The organism is Blastococcus sp. OS1-29 (genome assembly GCF_057628075.1).
The window spans coordinates 264,422-279,073 of record NZ_JBXXJK010000004.1 but is presented as its reverse complement, the minus strand read 5'-3'; the positions used below and the strand labels follow the sequence as shown (position 1 = coordinate 279,073).

Genomic DNA, 14,652 nt, shown 5'->3' with positions numbered 1-14,652 from the left:
GAGACGCCGGCGTCCCCCTTACTGTCGAGCCGACGCACAACGGGAGGACGACGCATGCGCGAGAGCTACTTCGAGGAACTGGACGACATCCGGGGGTGCCTCGTGGAGATGGCGAACTCGGTGGGCTCGCAGATGAGCACGGCCACGACGGCCCTGCTCGACGCCGACGTCGCGCTGGCCGACCTCGTGATCGCCGGGGACGAGCAGATCGACGCGACCCGGGAGAACATCGACCAGCGCTGCTTCACGCTGCTGGCCCGACAGCAGCCGGTGGCCACCGACCTGCGCACGATCGTGACGGCCACCCGGATCGCCAGCGACCTCGAGCGCATGGGCGACCTCGCCGAGCACATCGCCAAGGTGGCCCGGATGCGCTTCCCGGAGCACGCGGTGCCGCAGGAGGTGCGGCCGGCGTTCCTGGAGGCCGGGCACGTGGCCGAGATGCTGGTCGCGAAGGCGGGCAGCGTCATCGCCACCCGCGACGTCGAGGCGGCCCGAGAGCTGGAGACCGACGACGACGCGATGGACCGTCTGCACCGCGGGCTGTTCCGGCAGGTGCTCTCCGACGACTGGCCCTACGGCGTCGAGGCGGCGATCGACATCACGCTGCTCGGCCGCTACTACGAGCGGTTCGCCGACCACGCCGTCACCGTCGCCCGCCGAGTCGTCTACCTGGTGACGGGCGAACGGCACGTGGCCGAGAGCGCCTAGGACCGGCCCCCTGGCCTAGTCGCAGGGCCCGCGCCGAGCGCCAGCGAGGTGTGGGGGGCGACTAGGTCCTCTTACCCTGGTTCTTGACCGCCTCGATGGCGGCGGCCGCAGCCTCGGGGTCGAGGTACTGCCCGCCGGTCGTCACCGGGCGCAGGTCGTCGTCCAGGTCGTAGCGCAGCGGCACGCCGGTCGGGATGTTCAGCCCGACGACCTCGTCGTCCCCCATGCCGTCGAGGTGCTTGACCAGCGCGCGCAGGCTGTTGCCGTGGGCGGCCACGAGCACGGTGGCGCCGCTGCGGAGGTCCGGGACGATCGCGTCGTACCAGTACGGGAGCATGCGGACGACGACGTCGGCGAGGCACTCGGTCGCCGGCCGCGCCTCCGGCGGCAGGAAGGCGTAGCGCGGGTCGGCGTCCTGGCTGAACTCGCTGCCGGCCTCGATCGGCGGCGGCGGCGTGCTGTACGAGCGGCGCCAGGTCATGAACTGCTCCTCGCCGTACTCGGCGAGGGTCGCGGCCTTGTCCTTGCCCTGCAGGGCGCCGTAGTGGCGCTCGTTGAGCCGCCACGAGCGGCGCACCGGGATCCACTGCCGGTCGGCCTCGGCCAGAGCCAGCTCGGCGGTGCTGATGGCCCGGCGCAGCAGCGAGGTGTGCAGGACGTCGGGGAGCAGCCCGTGCTCGGCGAGGAGCTGACCGCCGCGTGCGGCCTCCTGGCGGCCCTTGTCCGACAGGGGCACGTCGACCCAGCCGGTGAAGAGGTTGGCCTTGTTCCACTCGCTCTCGCCGTGGCGGAGCAGCACGAGGGTCCCAGTCGTCACGCCGTCATCCTGCCCGAAGCGCCCACGCCGTGAGCAGCGGCCAGGTCAGCCAGAGCTCGAACAGGGCCGGCGGGGCGAAGCCGAGCAGCAGCCAGGGGCTGCGCACGCGCCGGGCGGCACCCCAGCGGACGGCGGCCACGAACGCGACGCTGCACAGCAGGCCGAGCACCAGCCATCCCACGACCGCGGCCAGGTCCGCGGTGAGCAGCTGTGCGACGAGCAGCTCGACGGCGCACAGCAGCAGCGGATAGGTCAGCGCCGAGGCGGCGACCACGCCGATGAGCGCGCGTCCCCGCCGCTCCGGCGCGGGTCTGCGCTCTGCCATCCGGTCAGGCGGTGGCGTCGTTGCCGGCGGGCGACACCGCGGAGCGGGCGGACTCCACCGACTCGGCGATGATCTCGCCGGCCCGGCGCAGCTGATCGGGCGTGTGGGTGGCCATCAGCGTCAGCCGGAGCACCCCGCGGCCGCGCGGCACGGCCGGATAGGTCACGGCGTTGGTGTAGACGCCCGCCTCGAAGGCCAGCTTCCAGGCCGGGCCGGTCACCTCGTCGGGGCCGGTGGGGACGGCGATGACGGCGCCGTGGCCCGGGACGGGCGGGATGCCGTTGTCGGTGAGCACGGACCGCAGCAGGGCACAGTTGTCCTGGAGCCGGGCCACCCGCTCGGGTTCGGTGCGGAGGATGCGCAGGGCGGCGAGGGCGGCGGCCACGGACGCCGGATCGTTCGCGGCGCTGAACACGTAGGGCATGGCCGCCGCGCGGATGCCCTCGGCGGCGGCGCGGGTCGTCATGATGGCGCCGCCCACGCTGGCCAGCGACTTGCTGAGGGCGATGGTGATCGCGTCGACCCGGTCGAGCACGCCGCTCTGCTCGGCGGCGCCCCGGCCGGTCTTGCCCAGCACGCCGAGTCCGTGCGCCTCGTCGACCACGAGCCGGGCGCCGGAGGTGGCGCAGATGTCGGCGAGCTCGGCCAGCGGGGCCAGCTCGCCCGTCATCGAGTAGACACCGTCGACCACCACGACCACGCCGGCCCGGGCGTCGACCGGTGCCAGGCGTTCGAGCAGGCTGTCGAGGTCGTTGTGCCGGAAGCGGATCGTCGTCCCCCGGCTGGCGGCGGCGGCCGCGTGCAGGCTGGCGTGGACGTGACCGTCGACGAGCAGCACATCGCCGGGGCCGCAGATCGTCGACAGCAGGCCGACGTTGGCGTTGACCCCGGACGAGGTGAGCACGGCGGCCTCGGTGCCGTAGTAGTCGGCGAGCTCCTCCTCCAGGGCGAGGTGCAGGCCCGTGGTCCCGTTGAGCACGCGGCTGCCGGACGTGCTGGTGCCGTACCGCCGGAGCGCGGTCGCCGCCGCCTCGACGACCCGCCGGTCACCGGCCAGGCCGAGGTAGTTGCCGGTGCCGAGGTTGATCCGCTCGCGTCCGTCGGCGTACCGCGTCACCGGCAGCGGCGCCCCACCGGTGGGCACGGCCAGGGCGGCGGCGCCGGGTCCGTCGGGGTCGCGCAGCATGGCGGCCAGCGGGTTCTCCAGGAGCGGTGCGAAGGGGTCCCGGCGTCCGCTGACCGGCGCGTGGCGGTCGTCTGGCACGGGGAACTCCCTTCTCGTGGCGCGGGGAGTCCCGGCTGCTCGGCCCCCAGGGTGTGTCGAGCAGCGCCGGATCGTCAACTGCCCCCTGGCACCAACGGGTCACTCGCGCCGCGGTCCCGCCGCCCGGGCAGCCACGCCAGGACGACGAGCGCGGCGACGACCGCGGCGCCGGCGGTGAAGACCGCCGTGACGTGCATGGCCGACACGAACGCCTCACGGGCCGGGCCGACGAGGGCGGCGGCGGCGCGGGCGGCGTGCGGGTCGCCACTGGCCTGGATGTCCCCCACCACCTGCAGCGTGGCGACGATCGACTGACCGGCGGTCGCTCGCACAGCCGCGGGCAGGGCGTGCACGGCCGGCTCCAGGTGCGCGGCGTAGGAGGCGGCCAGGACCGAGCCGAGGATCGCGACACCGAGCGCCCCACCGACCTGCCGGACGGAGTTGTTGACCGCCGCTCCGGCGCCGGCCTTCTCCCGCGGCACCACGCTCATGATCGATTCGGTGGCGGGCGCCATCACCGCGCCCATGCCCAGGCCCTGCACCGAGAGGACGGCGACCAGGAGCCAGGTGGGCGTCGTGAGGCCCAGCAGCTGCACTCCGACGAACGACAGCGCGATGAGCAGGAACCCGGTGGCGCAGACCGCCTTCGCGCCGAACCGCTCGGCCAGCGTGGAGCTGCGGGGCGCCATCAGGGCCATGCCGAGCGCGACCGGGATGAGCGCGGCCCCGCTCTGCAGCGGGGTGTAGCCGCGCACGCCCTGGAGGTAGTAGACGAGGTAGAAGGTCGCGCCGAGCAGCGCGAAGAAGTTCAGCCCCAGGGCTACCGCGGCCGCGGAGAAGGCGGGATTGCGGAACAGGCTGACGTCCAGCGCCGGATGCGTCGAGCGCCGCTGCAGCCAGACGAACAGGCCCAGGAGCAGGATCCCGCCGACGAGCGGGAGGTAGACGCCGGGCGTCGTCCAGCCTTCGCCGGAGCCGCCACGGATGATGCCGTAGACCAGGCCGGCCAGGGCCGCGATCGAGATCAGCACACCGGGCAGGTCCAGCCGCCCGGGCGAGGGATCCTTCGACTCGGGGACGAAGGCACCAACGGCCACGATGCCGAGGGCGGCGACCGGGACGCCGACGAGGAAGACCGCGCCCCACCAGAAGTGCTCGAGGACGGCGCCGCCGGCGAGCGGGCCCCCGGCGACGGCGATGCCCGCGGTGCCGGCCCAGACGCCGATCGCCCGGCCCCGCTCCCGCGGCGGGAAGACGTTGGTGATGACGGCGAGCGTCGTCGGCTGGACCGCGGCGCCGCCGATGCCCATCACCGCCCGCCAGCCGATCAGCTCCAGCGGGCTGGTGCTGAAGGCGGCGAGCACCGAGCCGAGGGCGAACACGCTCAGGCCGATGAGCAGCACCCGCTTGCGGCCGATGCGGTCGCCCACGACGCCCCACGAGAAGAGCAGGCCGGCGAAGACCAGGATGTAGGCGTCGACGGCCCACTGCAGCTCGCCCTGGGTGGCGTGCAGCTCGCGCTGCAGCGTCGGGATCGCGACGTTGAGGATGGTGTTCCCCATGATCACGACGAGCAGGCAGACGGTCATGGTGGCGAGCACCCACCAGCGCTTCTCGTAGCCGGACGAGGTGTCCGCGGCCGCCTTCCGCTGGGCCGCCTTCCGCTGGGTCGCCGTCACGACGGGTCGGGACGCCGCCCGGGATCGGCGAACGCGGCGAAGGCCTCCAGGTTCTTCAGCGACTCACCGCGCTTGACCCGCCAGTCCCACTCCCGCCGGATCGAGGTGCCGAAGCCGATCTCGAGCATCGTGTTGAAGTGGTCGTCGGCGTAGCTCAGCACCGCGCCCAGCAGCCGGTCGATCTCCTCGGGAGTCACCGCTGCGTGCGGGAGGCGGCCGGTGAGGTAGACGTCGCCGACGCCGTCGATGGAGTACGCGACCCCGTACATGCGGGCGTTGTGCTGGAGCAGGAAGGTCCAGAGCTGCTCGCGGTTCTCGTCGGGCTGCCGGCAGACGAAGGCCTCCACCCGCAGCGCGTGCTCGCCGACGATGAGGCCGCAGACGGTCTTGAGCTTCTTCGTGCCCGGCAGGTCGACCAGCCAGCGGCCGGGCGCCGGGTGTTCGTGCACCAGGTCGCTGTCGCGGAGGGCGGCCTCGATCACCGCGTCGAGCTCGGCGACGACCTGCTCGCTCATCGGGCGACCTGGAAGCCGGCGAGGGCGCGGAGCGGGCCCAGGGTGCGCGGCCGTAGGGGACGGGGGGATCCGGCCATCTCCTCCGCGGCGGAGGCGTAGGCCGCGACCAGGCTGTCCGCCGTCCGGTCCCAGGAGAAGAGGCCGGCGTGGCGGCGCGCGCCGGCCGACAGCAGCTCACGGCGGGCCAGCACCGAGCGCACCGCCGTTGCGTAGTCGCGGGGATCGTGGCCGTGCACGAGCACGCCGGAGACGCCGTCGCGGACCGCCGTCCGCAGGCCGCCGACGGCCGCCGCGACGACCGGGGTGCCGCACGCCTGCGCCTCCAGCGCGACGAGTCCGAAGGACTCGTTGTGGCTCGGGACGACGGCGACGTCGGCAGCGCGGTAGTGCTCGGCGAGCCGCTCGGGCGGCTGAGGCGGGAAGAAGGTGACGACGTCGGTGATGCCCAGGTCGCCGGCCAGCTTCTGCAGCTGCTCGGGAGCGTCGAGACCGGATCCGCTGGGCGCGCCCACGACGTGCACGCGCAGCCGCGCGCGGAGCGCGGGGTCGTCGGCCACGAGCCTGGCGGCGGCGTGCAGCAGGACGTCGGGAGCCTTGAGCGGCTGGATGCGGCCGACGAACAGCAGCACGATCGCGTCGTCGGGCATGCCCACCGCACGGCGGGCCGCGGTCCGGTCCCCCGGGCAGAACCGGTCGAGGTCGACGCCCGGGGGGACGACGAGGGTGCGGGCGGGGTCGGCGCCGTACAGCCGGACGAGCTGGCGCGCCTCCTCGTCTGTGTTGGCGATCAGCCGGTCCGCCTCGGCCACGACCTGCTCCTCGCCGATGACGCGCGCGCGCGGCTCGGGGCGGTCGCCGTCGGCCAGCGCCTCGTTCTTCACCTTGGCGAGCGTGTGCGCGGTGTGGACCAGCGGCACGCTCCACCGGTCGCGGGCCAGCCAGCCGACCTGGCCGGAGAGCCAGTAGTGGGAGTGCACGACGTCGTAGAAGCCCGGCTCGTGCTGGGCCTCCTCGCGCAGCACCGCAGCGGTGAACGCGCAGAGCTGCGCGGGGAGCTCCTCCTTGCCCAGGCCCTCGAACGGCCCGGCGCTGACGTGCCGCACGGTGACGCCCGGGCTCATCTCGACGACCGGCGGGAGGTCGCTGGAGGTGGCGCGGGTGAAGATGTCCACCTCGATGCCGCGGGCGGCCAGGCGACGCGAGGCCTCGACGATGTAGACGTTCATGCCGCCGGCGTCACCGGCTCCGGGCTGGTCGAGCGGGCTGGTGTGCACCGAGAGCGTGGCGACCCGCCGCGGCGTGCCGGGCCGGGAGAGACGGCGAGCGGGCACGCGCGACCTCCGCTCGACTCTGCTCCGGTGGGGCGCTCCGCTGCCCCTGACGACACTTCAATCCTGCAACAACGCCAGGATGGGGTTCATGCCCGGTACCGATGCTTCCCATTCGCCCGCCCCGCACGCGCGGCCCGGCGTCGGCCGCACCGCCGTCGTCACGGGTGCCTCGAGCGGCATCGGCGCGGCCACCGCGACCCGGCTGGCCGCCGAGGGATTCGACGTCGTCCTGGGCGCGCGGCGGCTGGACCGGCTGGAGTCGCTGGCCTCGTCGATCGGCGGGCGGGCACTCCCGCTCGACGTGACCGACGGGGCGTCCGTGGCCGCGTTCGCCACGGCGCTGGACCGGGTGGACGTGCTGGTCAACAACGCGGGCGGATCCTTCGACGCGGCACAGGTCGCCGAGGCCGATCTGGACTCCTGGGCGCGGACCTACGACGTCAACGTGCTCGGCACGGTGCGCGTGACGAAGGCGCTGCTGCCGGCGCTGCGGGCGGCCGGCGGCGGAGATGTGGTGTTCGTCGGCTCGACCGCGGGGCTGGTCTCCTACGAGGGAGGGGCGTCCTACACGGCCGCCAAGCACGGGATCCACACCCTGGCGGAGACCCTGCGGCTCGAGCTGAACGGCGAGCCGGTGCGGGTGGTCGAGATCGCGCCCGGGATGGTGCGCACCGAGGAGTTCTCCCTCAACCGGCTGGGGTCGCAGGAGTTGGCGGACGCCGTCTATCGCGGGGTGCGCGAGCCGCTGGTCGCCGACGACATCGCCGACTGCATCGTCTGGACGGTCACCCGGCCGAGGCACGTGAACGTCGACCTGATGGTGGTGCGCCCGGTCGCCCAGGCCGCCCAGCACAAGGTCGCGCGGGAGGGCTGATTCCGTGGACATCCGCCCGGCCCGGGATGACGACTGGGCCAAGATCTACCCGATCTTCGCAGGCATCGTGGACGACGGCCGCACCTACGCCTATCCGGAAGGGCTGTCGTCCGACGAGGCCCGGGCCCTCTGGATGGAGCCGCCGCCGGGCCGCGCGGTCGTCGCCGTCGACGGGGACCGGGTGCTCGGCACCGCCAAGATGGGACCCAATCGCCCCGGCCGGGGCGCGCACGTGGCGACGGCGAGCTTCATGGTCGACCCGGCCGCGCGAGGTCGCGGCGTCGGGCGGGCCCTCGGTGAGCACGTCGTGGACTGGGCGCGGGAGGCCGGCTACCGGGCGATCCAGTTCAACGCCGTCGTGGAGACCAACACCGGGGCGGTGCAGCTGTGGCAGTCACTGGGTTTCCGCATCCTGACCACGGTCCCGGGGGCCTTCGACCACCCGGAGCACGGGTACGTCGGCCTGCACGTGATGTACCTGGAGTTCTGAGCCTCAGGGCCGGACGGCGGTGGGCTCGCGTTCCAGGGTGACGCCGAACTTCTCCTCGACCGTCGCGACGACGCGGTCGGCGAACTGCAGCAGCTCCCCCGCCGTCGCGCCGGGTTCCGTCGTCAGGGCGAGGCTGTGCCGCGACGACGTCCCCACGTGACCGTTCCGCGTGCCCTTGCCGAACCCGGCGTGCTCCACCAGCCACGCGGCGCTGAGCTTCACCCGTCCGTCGTCCGCGGGCCAGCTCGGGCAGCCCTCCACGGCGCGGGCCGCCGGGACGATCGGGTTGGTGAAGAAACTGCCGGCGCTGCGGCTGTCGGGGTCGGCCGGGTCGAGCACCATGCCCTTGCCGCGCCGCAGGTCGATGACGGCGTCCCGCACCTCCTGCAGCGGCGCGCGGTCGCCGATGGCGACGTCCAGCCGCCGGGCCAGCTCGGCGTAGCCGACCGGCCGGGACAGCTCGCTCTCGTCCAGCTCGAACGTCACATCCAGGACGACGAACCGTCCGGGCTCGCGCTTGAGCCGGCTGTCGCGGTAGGCGAAGCCGCACTCGGCCGGCGTCAGGGTGCGCTCGCTCTTCTCGGCGCGGTCGTAGACGCGGACGGCGGTGACCGTCTGCGCGACCTCCTGGCCGTACGCGCCGACGTTCTGCACCGGCGTCGCCCCCGTCGACCCGGGGATGCCGCTGAGCGCCTCGACGCCGGCCAGCCGGTTCCCGACGGCGTGGGCGACCAGGTCGTCCCACGGTTCGCCGGCCTGGACGACCAGCCGCCCGCCGTCGCGCTCGATCCCCCGCGTGCGGACGGCGACGACGTCCCCGGCCCAGCCGTCGTCGGGCGCCACTACGTTGGAGCCCCCGCCGAGCAGGAGCAGCGGGCGGCCCGCCTCGTCGGCCTCGCGCACGGCGGCGACGAGTTCGGCCCCGTCCTCGACCTCGACGAGCCGGTCCGCCGGGCCGCCGACGCCGAGCGTGGTCAGGCCCGAAAGCGGCGCCCCGAGTCGAACCTGCACAGGTCAACGCTAGCCGGGACTACTCTGCGGACCGGTGAGCGAGGCCCGGAGCGACCACAAACGCCGGGCATCGCTGTCTCCGGCCCCGCAGCGCAAGGCACCCCGGCTGGCCGCCGGTCGGGCCCGGGCACTCGGGCTGCCGACCCGCGGGACGACGAACGCCAACCGGTTGCGGCGGGTCGACCGGTGGATCCTCGCGACCCAGGTGCCCCGCCTGCGTGACTGCCCCCGGCCGCTGGTCGTCGACCTGGGCTACGGCGCCTCCGCGGTGACCACCCTCGAGCTCGTCGAGCGGCTGGGGCCGGAGGTCGACCGGCTGGAGGTCGTCGGCCTGGAGATCGACCCGGCCCGGGTCGAGGCCGTCGCCGCGGACCGGAACCCGCCGCGGGTGGACTTCCGCGTGGGTGGCTTCGAGCTGGCCGGCTTGCAGCCCGTGCTCGTGCGGGCGTTCAACGTGCTCCGGCAGTACGACGAGGACTCGGCCGCCCGGGCCTGGGACACGATGCGGGCGGCGCTCGGGCCGGGCGGGGTGCTCGTCGAGGGCACCTGCGACGAGTGGGGACGACGGTCGGCGTGGGTCGCGCTGGACGCCGACGGTCCGCTGACGCTGACGCTCGCCACCCGGGTCTCCGACATCGCGCAGCCGTCGGACCTGGCCGAGCGCCTGCCCAAGGCACTGATCCACCACAACGTCCCCGGACAGCCCGTGCACGAGTTCCTGCGCGCCTTCGACGCCGCCTGGGCCGCGGCGGCCGGGCTGTCCACCTTCGGGCCGCGCCAGCGGTGGGTCGCCGCCGTCGAGGCGCTGGCCGAGCATGGGTGGCCGCTGGTCGGCTCCACGCGGCGGTGGCGGCACGGCGAGGTGACGGTGCGCTGGTCGGCGGTCGCACCGAACTAGTCCTCGTCCTGTCACTAGTCCTCGTCCTGTCCGAATGGACCGGTCCGTCCACAGGTTGGAGGGCTGCCCACAGTGCTGTTTCCGCTGGTCAGTCCTGCGTTGTTCGGTTAGAATCGAACACATGATCGAACTGCTGGAGTGCCCGTCGTGGGGTGTCTCGCTGTTCGAATCAGTGCTGGCCCAGCACCGGCTGGAGCGCCTGGGAGTGCAGGTCTTCTTCGACGGCCCCCTTGCGGGTGTGGCCGGCTCACGACCCGATGCGGCAGATGAGCCCGAGGCCGACGGCATCACTGGCGAACTCGACGCGGAGGGGCTCGAGGTCCATGACCGGTTTCCCGGGCTGAACCGGTTCGGCCGGTTGCTGGAAGTGGGCGCCGGGCATCTGGAGGTGGCCCGGGCGGCCTATCGCGAGCAGGGTCAGAGGGCTGCGGTGCAGGCTCGCGCGCTGGCGGCGTTCGCCGCGGCTCGCCCGGCCCGCCTGCTGGACCGGCCCGATGACCAGGTCGGGGCCGCCGCCGCGGCGTCGCGGGCCGCCCGGCCGGCGGCGCTGACCGAGGTCAGCGAGTGGGCGGTCGACGAGGTGATGGTCGCCTTCGCGCTCACCTCGCAGGCCGCCGGTGAGCTGCTGGCCGACTCGATCACCCTCGACCAGCGGCTGCCCGCGACGCTGGATGCGCTCGAGGAGGGGCGGATCTCCTGGGCGCACGCCCGGATGCTCGCCGAGGTCGTCGGGCCGGTGAAGGACGAGGTCCGGGCCGCCGTGGAGGCCCGTCTGCTGGCCCGCGCGGAGGGCAAGACCGTCGCCCAGTTGCGGGTCGCCGCCGGGCGGGCGGTGCTGCGCGCCGACGCCGCAGCGCACACCAAGCGGCTGGCCAAGGCGATCCGGGACCGGTCGGTGCGCGCCCATCCCGGGCGCGACGGGATGGGCACGCTCGCCGCGACCATGCCGATCCCGCTGCTGGAGGCCTACAGGAGCAAGCTGCGGGCCTACGCCGAGGAGTGCGCGACGCCCGGTGACGAGCGGACGCTGGACCAGCGGATGCTCGACTGCCTGGCCGATCTGATCCTCCGGCCCGGCGAGACCGACCTGCCGCCGGTGCAGGCGAAGCTGACGATCGTGGCCACCGCCGCCACCATGGCCGGTGGCGACGAACCCGGCGAGGTCAACGGCCAGCCGGTGTCGGCGGCGGAGATCCGAGAGATCGCCTACGCCCTCGGCCTGCTCCCGCGACCCGGGACCGGCGAGCCGCCGGCACCGGTGATCCCGGACGACGAGGCCGCCACCGACGAGGGCGCCGCTCCCGATCCCAGCAATTCCGGATCGAACGCCGCGATGGGCATCGCGGCCGAAGGTCTCGGCCAGCTGCTGTCGCTGCGCAGCACCTCCGACACGGCGCTCGCCGAGCTTGCGCACATCGCGATCGTCGACGAGATCTCCGGCCAGCTGCTGGCCCTGACCAACGGGACCGCGCTCCGGCGCGCCGCCAGCTGCGGCCACCCGACATGCCGCACCGGCCAGCGCCTCTGCACCCATCCACCCGGCGGACCCGGCCTCGGCCCGCCACCGCCCACCGACGGCTACAGTCCCTCCGATCCGCTGGCCCGGTTCGTGCGCGCCCGCGACCGGCGCTGCCGCTTTCCCGGCTGCCGCGCCGCGGCGATCCGCTGCGACCTCGATCACAACCTGGTCTGGCCCCACGGCTCGACCAGCGCCGACAACCTGTGCTGTCTGTGCCGGCACCATCACCGGCTCAGTCACCAGGCGCCCGGCTGGACCATGACCCGCCTGCCTGACGGCGGCCTGCAATGGACCACGCCCGGCGGACAGACCATCACCACCCACCCGATCGGCTACGGCACCGACGACGACCTACCCCCACCGGCCGACGAGCCAGCACCAGCGAGCGTCAGGAAACCGGTCGGCACCCTCGAATACCTCCGCAACTGGCCCCCGCCGCCACCGGACCCGAATGACGAACCCGCACCCTTCTGATGTCGAGGCTCCGACCGCACGCACGTTGAGTACAGCCACGTCCGGCACCATGACGGCGTGACCCTCCTGATCGGTGACGCGCTGCGCCAGCGGTGCATCGAGGCCGTCGTCGAGGAGGGTGAGCGCTTCGGCATCGTGGCGCAGCAACTGGCCTCGGGCCTCACGCCCCTCAGCGGCGGCCTGGACGTGCCTGTTCCTTGGGTGCCAGAGTGGCGGGCCCGCGACCTGATCGGGCACCTGGGCACCGTCCATCACTGGGCCACCGCCATCGTGCGCGCCGGCACCACCGAGCCGCCGCCGGCCGACGCACGGCAGCAGCCGCCGCACGACGAGAACCTGCTCGAGTGGTACGAAACCGGACTGGTCGAGCTCGTCGCGACGCTGCAAACCGTCCCCCCCGACGCCCCCGCCTGGCACATGAGCCCGGCCGCCGAGAAGGTCGCGGCGTCCTGGGCCCGCCGGCAGGCACACGAGCTCGTCGTCCACCGGACGGACCTCGAGGTCGCGGCCGGCATCGAACCCGCAGGGGTGGACCCCGCCCTGGCCGAGGACGGCGTCGACGAGCTGCTCGCCGTCGTCGTGCCACGCTGGGCGCACACCGAACCGATCGCGAGCGCGGAAGCCACCGTGGGCGTCACCAGCACCGACACGGGCCGCACCTGGTCGGTGTCCGTCGTCCGTGGTCAGGTCACCCTGCGACCGGAACGCACCGGCCGCGAGGACGCCCAGGTGCACGGCGACGCAACCGCGCTGCTGCTGCACCTCTGGGGCCGGCCTGCCGAGGTGACCGTCGACGGGGACCCCGCCGCCGAGGCACTCCTGCGGGGCCGCTGAGGTGGCCCGTCCGATGGGACTGCCACCGGGTCCGACGCCGGTCAGCGGCGGCACCGCCGAGCTGCTCGCCGACGCCGACCGCGACTCCTCCTGGATGCTGCTGGTCAACGACACCCCGCAGTCCCACGTCGACCTCGACGACCCGGAGCACCTGGAGTTCGAATACGTCCGGCGGATGGGCCACGTCCTCGACCTGGCCACCCCGCCGGGCACCGCCATCGACGCCGTCCACCTCGGGGGCGGCGCCCTGACGCTCCCCCGGTACGTCGCCGTCACCCGCCGCGGGTCGCGGCAGCGCGTCGTGGAGATCGACCAGCCGCTCACCGACCTCGTCCGCGAGCACCTGCCGCTCCCTCGCGGCGCACGCATCCGCGTCCGCGCCGACGACGCCCGCGTCGGTCTGGCCGCCCTGCACAGCGACAGCGCCGACGTCGTCGTGTGCGACGTGTTCGCGGGTGCGCGAACGCCCGGGCACCTCACCACCGTGGAGTTCGCCGCCGAGGTCCGTCGGGTGCTGCGTCCGGGCGGTGTCTACGCGGCCAACGTGGCCGACGGCCCGCCGCTGCGGTTCGCCCGCAGGCAGATCGCCACGCTGCGGTCGGTGTTCCGGCACGTCTGCGTGCTCGCCGAGCCGGGGACCATGCGCGGACGGCGGTTCGGCAACCTGGTCGCCGTCGCCTCGAACGCGGACCTGCCGATCGACGACTACGTCCGCCGGTGCGCCCGCGACCCGATGCCGGCGCGCGTCGTCCACGGCGCCGACCTGCGCCGCTTCGTCGGGACGGCGCTCCCGGTCCACGACGCCGACGCGGCCGACTCCCCCGAGCCCCCGGCGGGCGTCTTCAACCGCTGAGCGCGGCCTCGAACGCGGCCAGGACCGGCTCGGAGAACAGCACGAACCTCACCTCGGTGACGCGCTGGACGAGCACCTCCCGCACGCCGGCCACCGCCTGCCGCGCGGCGTCGTCGACCGGCCAGCCGTAGATGCCGGCCGAGATCGCCGGGAAGGCGACGCTGTGCGCGCCCAGGGCGTCGGCGACCCGCAGGCTCTCCGCGTAGCAGGAGCGCAGCACGGCGGACCGGTCGGTCGAGGCCGACCAGATCGGCCCGGCGGTGTGCACGATCCAGCGGGCAGGCAGCCGGCCGGCCGTCGTGGCGACGGCCTGACCCCGTGGCAGGCGGTGGCCGGCCAGCTGCTCGACGATCGCCCGGCATTCGGCCAGCACCGAAGGACCCGCCGCCCGGTGGATCGCCCCGTCCACACCCCCACCGCCGAGCAGTCCCGGGTTCGCCGCGTTGACGATCACGTCGACGTCAGCATCGGTGATGTCGCCGAGCACCGCGCGCAGCTCCACGGATCGACCGTAGGGTCACCGGCATGACCGTGCCCGCTCCCGCACTGCGCCGAGACACCCAGCACAAGGTGATCGCCGGGGTCTGTGCGGGCATCGCCCGTCGCTACGGGCTGTCCCGCAACGGATTGCGGATCGCCTTCGTGATCTCCTGCGTCCTGCCCGGACCGCAGTTCCTCGCCTACCTGCTGCTGTGGGTGCTGATCCCGGCCGACTGACGGCCGCTCCGGCTCAGCGGCCCGGGGTCACCAGCTGTTGCCGCGGCGCAGTCCCCGCACCGCCGGACGCACGTCGACGAGGTACACGACCGCGGCGATCACCGCGGGCAGGCCGAAGAAGCTCATCAGCCCGAAGAAGTAGACGACCACGGTCGCCAGACCGGTGATGGCCAGCCAGCCCGGCTTGGTGAGCTTGCCGGCGGCGACGAACCCCGCGGCAGGGCGGACCAGCGCGTCGATGAACGCCCACGCCCCCAGGGCGAGCGCGGCATAGGTCAGGACCAGCATCAGCAAGCCGTCGAAGGACGCCATGGCCGCGAGCGTACCCGCCTGGAGGCCC

The 14,652-nt window shown here is 73.9% G+C and carries 17 protein-coding genes; 8 read left to right on the top strand and 9 right to left on the bottom strand.

All coding sequences use genetic code 11. From position 1 onward, the window contains the following. The first annotated feature begins 54 nt into the window (after window positions 1–54). The gene (gene phoU / locus AC2H4J_RS12385) at window positions 55–711 is read left to right on the top strand and encodes a phosphate signaling complex protein PhoU (protein WP_487465180.1); all 657 of its coding nucleotides are present in this window, start codon (window positions 55–57) and stop codon (window positions 709–711) included. A gap of 61 nt (window positions 712–772) precedes the next feature. Here phoU and AC2H4J_RS12380 read toward each other — a convergent pair whose 3' ends face one another. From AC2H4J_RS12380 to mshA, 6 genes are all read right to left on the bottom strand, one after another. After that, window positions 773–1,528: a phosphoglyceromutase gene (locus AC2H4J_RS12380; protein ID WP_487465179.1), complete on the bottom strand. Its 756-nt coding sequence runs from the start codon at window positions 1,526–1,528 to the stop codon at window positions 773–775. Window positions 1,529–1,532: 4 nt separating this feature from the next. Continuing rightward, window positions 1,533–1,853 (bottom strand): hypothetical protein, encoded by a 321-nt coding sequence (locus AC2H4J_RS12375; protein WP_487465178.1) that lies wholly within the window; start codon window positions 1,851–1,853, stop codon window positions 1,533–1,535. A gap of 4 nt (window positions 1,854–1,857) precedes the next feature. Then, window positions 1,858–3,117, bottom strand: a complete 1,260-nt coding sequence (locus tag AC2H4J_RS12370) for an aminotransferase class I/II-fold pyridoxal phosphate-dependent enzyme (RefSeq protein WP_487465177.1) — start codon at window positions 3,115–3,117, stop codon at window positions 1,858–1,860. A gap of 74 nt (window positions 3,118–3,191) precedes the next feature. Next, window positions 3,192–4,796 (bottom strand): MFS transporter, encoded by a 1,605-nt coding sequence (locus tag AC2H4J_RS12365; protein WP_487465176.1) that lies wholly within the window; start codon window positions 4,794–4,796, stop codon window positions 3,192–3,194. Continuing rightward, entirely contained in the window at window positions 4,793–5,311 is a 519-nt protein-coding gene (locus AC2H4J_RS12360) for a type III secretion system chaperone family protein (protein ID WP_487465175.1), read from the bottom strand. Before AC2H4J_RS12360 ends, AC2H4J_RS12365 begins: the two co-directional genes overlap by 4 nt. Continuing rightward, window positions 5,308–6,642: a D-inositol-3-phosphate glycosyltransferase gene (mshA, locus tag AC2H4J_RS12355; RefSeq protein WP_487465174.1), complete on the bottom strand. Its 1,335-nt coding sequence runs from the start codon at window positions 6,640–6,642 to the stop codon at window positions 5,308–5,310. Before mshA ends, AC2H4J_RS12360 begins: the two co-directional genes overlap by 4 nt. An 88-nt stretch (window positions 6,643–6,730) precedes the next feature. Between mshA and AC2H4J_RS12350 the strand changes: the two genes are divergently transcribed. Further along, window positions 6,731–7,516 carry an SDR family oxidoreductase gene (locus tag AC2H4J_RS12350; RefSeq protein WP_487465173.1) on the top strand — a complete coding sequence of 262 codons (786 nt, stop codon included), beginning with the start codon at window positions 6,731–6,733 and terminating at the stop codon, window positions 7,514–7,516. 4 nt (window positions 7,517–7,520) lie between these two features. Further along, window positions 7,521–8,006, top strand: coding sequence for an N-acetyltransferase family protein (locus AC2H4J_RS12345; RefSeq protein WP_487465172.1), 486 nt, complete (start codon window positions 7,521–7,523; stop codon window positions 8,004–8,006). A gap of 3 nt (window positions 8,007–8,009) precedes the next feature. On the opposite strand, the gene AC2H4J_RS12340 is transcribed toward AC2H4J_RS12345, so the two are convergent. After that, complete coding sequence (locus AC2H4J_RS12340) at window positions 8,010–9,017, bottom strand: UDP-N-acetylmuramate dehydrogenase (RefSeq protein ID WP_487465171.1); 1,008 nt, start codon at window positions 9,015–9,017, stop codon at window positions 8,010–8,012. A gap of 34 nt (window positions 9,018–9,051) precedes the next feature. Between AC2H4J_RS12340 and AC2H4J_RS12335 the strand changes: the two genes are divergently transcribed. The 4 genes from AC2H4J_RS12335 to AC2H4J_RS12320 all read left to right on the top strand — a co-directional run bounded on the left by AC2H4J_RS12335 (window position 9,052) and on the right by AC2H4J_RS12320 (window position 13,595). Further along, window positions 9,052–9,915 carry a class I SAM-dependent methyltransferase gene (locus tag AC2H4J_RS12335; RefSeq protein ID WP_487465170.1) on the top strand — a complete coding sequence of 288 codons (864 nt, stop codon included), beginning with the start codon at window positions 9,052–9,054 and terminating at the stop codon, window positions 9,913–9,915. A 121-nt stretch (window positions 9,916–10,036) separates the two neighbouring features. Continuing rightward, window positions 10,037–11,908: an HNH endonuclease signature motif containing protein gene (locus tag AC2H4J_RS12330; protein ID WP_487465169.1), complete on the top strand. Its 1,872-nt coding sequence runs from the start codon at window positions 10,037–10,039 to the stop codon at window positions 11,906–11,908. 57 nt (window positions 11,909–11,965) lie between these two features. Beyond that, window positions 11,966–12,742, top strand: a complete 777-nt coding sequence (locus AC2H4J_RS12325; protein ID WP_487465168.1) for a maleylpyruvate isomerase family mycothiol-dependent enzyme — start codon at window positions 11,966–11,968, stop codon at window positions 12,740–12,742. Window positions 12,743–12,755: 13 nt separating this feature from the next. Further along, on the top strand, window positions 12,756–13,595 hold the full coding sequence (locus AC2H4J_RS12320) for a spermidine synthase (protein ID WP_487465167.1): 840 nt from the start codon (window positions 12,756–12,758) through the stop codon (window positions 13,593–13,595). On the opposite strand, the gene AC2H4J_RS12315 is transcribed toward AC2H4J_RS12320, so the two are convergent. Continuing rightward, window positions 13,585–14,097, bottom strand: a complete 513-nt coding sequence (locus AC2H4J_RS12315) for an O-acetyl-ADP-ribose deacetylase (RefSeq protein ID WP_487465166.1) — start codon at window positions 14,095–14,097, stop codon at window positions 13,585–13,587. The genes AC2H4J_RS12320 and AC2H4J_RS12315 overlap by 11 nt on opposite strands. 23 nt (window positions 14,098–14,120) lie before the next feature. On the opposite strand from AC2H4J_RS12315, the gene AC2H4J_RS12310 reads away from it, so the two are divergent. Then, a complete protein-coding gene (locus tag AC2H4J_RS12310; RefSeq protein WP_487465165.1) occupies window positions 14,121–14,312 on the top strand; it encodes a PspC domain-containing protein in 192 nt (63 codons plus the stop codon). Window positions 14,313–14,339: 27 nt separating this feature from the next. Here AC2H4J_RS12310 and AC2H4J_RS12305 read toward each other — a convergent pair whose 3' ends face one another. After that, window positions 14,340–14,624 carry a DUF2516 family protein gene (locus tag AC2H4J_RS12305; RefSeq protein WP_487465164.1) on the bottom strand — a complete coding sequence of 95 codons (285 nt, stop codon included), beginning with the start codon at window positions 14,622–14,624 and terminating at the stop codon, window positions 14,340–14,342. Window positions 14,625–14,652 lie beyond the last annotated feature (28 nt).